This window comes from Devosia sp. (genome assembly GCF_034675085.1).
In the GTDB taxonomy this organism is placed as follows: domain Bacteria; phylum Pseudomonadota; class Alphaproteobacteria; order Rhizobiales; family Devosiaceae; genus Devosia.
The window spans coordinates 1-2,691 of the sequence record NZ_JAUCDN010000394.1; the positions used below are offsets into that span (position 1 = coordinate 1).

General features: G+C 67.7%; 3 protein-coding genes and 1 other RNA gene. 3 read left to right on the forward strand and 1 reads right to left on the reverse strand.

Features of this window, described 5'->3' with window-relative positions; genetic code table 11:
• Positions 1-1,405: sodium:proton antiporter (locus VDP82_RS16795; RefSeq protein ID WP_323015974.1), on the reverse strand; the 1,405-nt coding region annotated here is incomplete at its 3' end.
• A 119-nt stretch (positions 1,406-1,524) separates the two neighbouring features.
• Between VDP82_RS16795 and ssrS the strand changes: the two genes are divergently transcribed.
• The 3 genes from ssrS to VDP82_RS16810 form a co-directional block, all read left to right on the forward strand.
• A non-coding RNA gene (ssrS, locus tag VDP82_RS16800) (6S RNA) lies at positions 1,525-1,682 on the forward strand.
• Between the two features lie 24 nt (positions 1,683-1,706).
• Positions 1,707-2,294, forward strand: a complete 588-nt coding sequence (locus VDP82_RS16805) for a 5-formyltetrahydrofolate cyclo-ligase (protein WP_323015975.1) — start codon at positions 1,707-1,709, stop codon at positions 2,292-2,294.
• Positions 2,291-2,691 (forward strand): YmdB family metallophosphoesterase (locus VDP82_RS16810; protein ID WP_323015976.1); only part of this gene is annotated, 401 nt, incomplete at its 3' end. The genes VDP82_RS16805 and VDP82_RS16810, both read left to right, overlap by 4 nt.

A 2,691-nucleotide genomic window follows, 5' to 3' on the forward strand; every position in this document is an offset into this window, starting at 1 on the left:
CGGCCATGCGCTGGGCCGCGGGCGAGGGATTTTCCCGGCGATAGGCCTCCAGCGCTTCGAGCATGGCTTGCTGGGCCAGCGACCGGGCCAGCCGGTGCTGTTCCTGGGCGTGGCTTTTATCCTCTTCGCCGCTCAGATCGAGCGCGCCGATCATCCAGGGCAATGTGCTGCCCTGGATGAGGAGGGTGGCGATGGTGACGAGGAAGGCGATGGTGAGGATGGCCTCGCGCCCGGGAAAATCGGCACCCGAGGCCACCGTGGTGGGCACGCCGGCCGCGGCGGCCAGGGTGACGACGCCGCGCATGCCGGTCCAGGCGAGAACGGTGTTTTCCTTCCAGGTGAGGGGCATCACCCCCTGGCCCAGCCGCCGCCTTCCGGGCGGGGGCGGGTGGTGCTCGAAGCGTTTGAGCAGCGCCCTTGTGCGCCAGCGGGCGATGAGCGCGGTGCAGAACACCCAGGCGAAGCGGATGGCGACGGTGGACAGGAAGATGGCCCCCGCCGTCAGCACGAGCCGGACCAGATCGTAGCCGGCATCCTGGGCATCGGTGATGATGAAGCGCAGTTGCAGCCCGATATAGGCGAAGACGAAGGTTTCGAGCAGGGTGTCGACGGTGCGCCAGAACTGGCGCTCCTGGATGCGCTCGGCATAGCCGGATTCGGCCGAGCTGTGCCCGATGGCGAAGCCCGCCGCGACCACGGCGAGCACGCCCGAGGCGTGCAGTTCCTCGGCCACCAGATAGGCGGCGAAGGGCAGGATGACCGAGACGGCGGTGGCCAGCGAGGGATTGCCCAGCTTGCGCCGCGCATAGGCGGCGACCTGCCCCATGACCAGCCCGGCCAGCACACCCACCGTGGCGGTATAGAGGAAATAGAGCGCCAGATTGTCGATGAAGGCATGGGTGCCGGTGGTGGCGGCCACGGCCACCGCGAACAGCGTCAGCGCCGCCGCGTCGTTGATGAGGCTTTCGCCCTTGAGCACGGTCATCAGCCCGCTGGGCAGGCCGGCCTTGCGGCCGATGGTGATGGCGGTGACGGCATCGGGCGGGGCGAGCACGGCGCCCAGCACCAGGGCGGCCATGGGTGTCAGCCCCGCCACGGAAAACCCGGCGACCGCGGCCACCGCGATGGCAGTGGCAAAGACCATCAGCACGCCCAGATTGATGATCGAGCCCAGCCGCTTGATGAAGCTGCCGAAGGAAAAGTCGCTGGCCGCCGAAAACAGCATGGGCGGCAGCACGATGCCCAGGATGATGTCGGGCTCCAGTTCGAGCGAGGGAACGCCCGGTATGAAAGAAGCCACCAGCCCCAGCGTCGCCACGACCAGCGCCGGCTGGGCATTGCGCCGCTCGGCCAGGCCGGAAATGGCGATGGCGACGATCATGATGAGAAGGATATGCGCGAACATCGGGCGCCCCGGAATCCTGTCTCTTCATGGTGGGGGCAGGCGCGGGCGAGAACAAGTGTCTTTTTGCGGGGGGCAAGACGCTACGGGCCTTTGCACAAGGGGGCAAAGCCCCTATATTTCACCTGCTGCCCGGTGCGTGAGGATACCAATATCCCCGGGGCCTTAATCGATCTTAAGGGAGCTGTCCCTGACCGGACCCGTGGGTTCGGACACACGGCGCCCACCTACGTGAGTAGGTTCCCGGGATCGATTATCCCACGGCCAGGGCGGCACAGGATTTTTTGCGGGACCGTGCGCGCCTATGGTGAATGAAGCGATCGAAGGGGCCAAGGCGGCGCTGCGGCTTGAGGCGCGCGCGGCCCGCGCCGGGCTCGACCACAATGAGCGCGCCGAGGCGGCGGCCCTGGCGGCCGGGCATTTTTTCGATGCGGTGACGCTGGCGCCCACCGATGTGGTGGCCGTCTATTGGCGCATCCGCGACGAGCTTGATTGCCAGCCCATACTGGTGCGGCTGATGGATTCCAACCAGACCGTGGTGCTGCCGGTGGTGCAGGGGCCCGAGGAGCCGCTGGATTTGCGCGTCTGGGAGCAGGGCGCCTCGCTTTACGAAGCCGGCTTCGGCACCCTGGCCCCTTCCGAGCTGGCGCCGCGCGCCGAGCCCGACGTCATCGTCATGCCGCTATTGGGCTTTGACAGGCACGGCACGAGGCTGGGCTATGGTGGGGGCTATTACGACCGCACCCTGGCGGCGCTGAGCAAGAAGCCGAAGCTGATCGGGCTGGCCTTCGCCGCCCAGGAGCTGGCCGAAATCCCGCGCGAGTCCCATGACGTGCCGCTCGACGCGGTGGTCACTGAGGCCGGCATCCGTCATTTCGGCCCTTCGGCATGAGGCTATTGTTCCTGGGCGACGTGATGGGCCGCGCCGGGCGCGACGCGGTTTCGGCGCGCCTGCCCGACATCATCGCGCGCCACCGCTTCGATTTCGTCGTGGTCAATGGCGAGAATGCCAGCCACGGTAAGGGGCTGACCGAGGGCCATTTCAACGCCATCCGCGAGGCCGGCGCCGATATCGTCACCCTGGGCGACCATGCCTTCGACCAGCGCGAGGCCCTCACCTATATCGAGCGGGAAACCACGCTGCTGCGCCCCATCAACCTGCCGCCGGGCACGCCGGGGCGCGGGGCGATGTTCGCGGAAGGGCGCAACGGCCATCGCGTCCTGGTCATCAATGCGCAGGGGCGGGTGTTCATGCCGCCCATCGACGATCCGTTCCGCGCCGTCGAGGC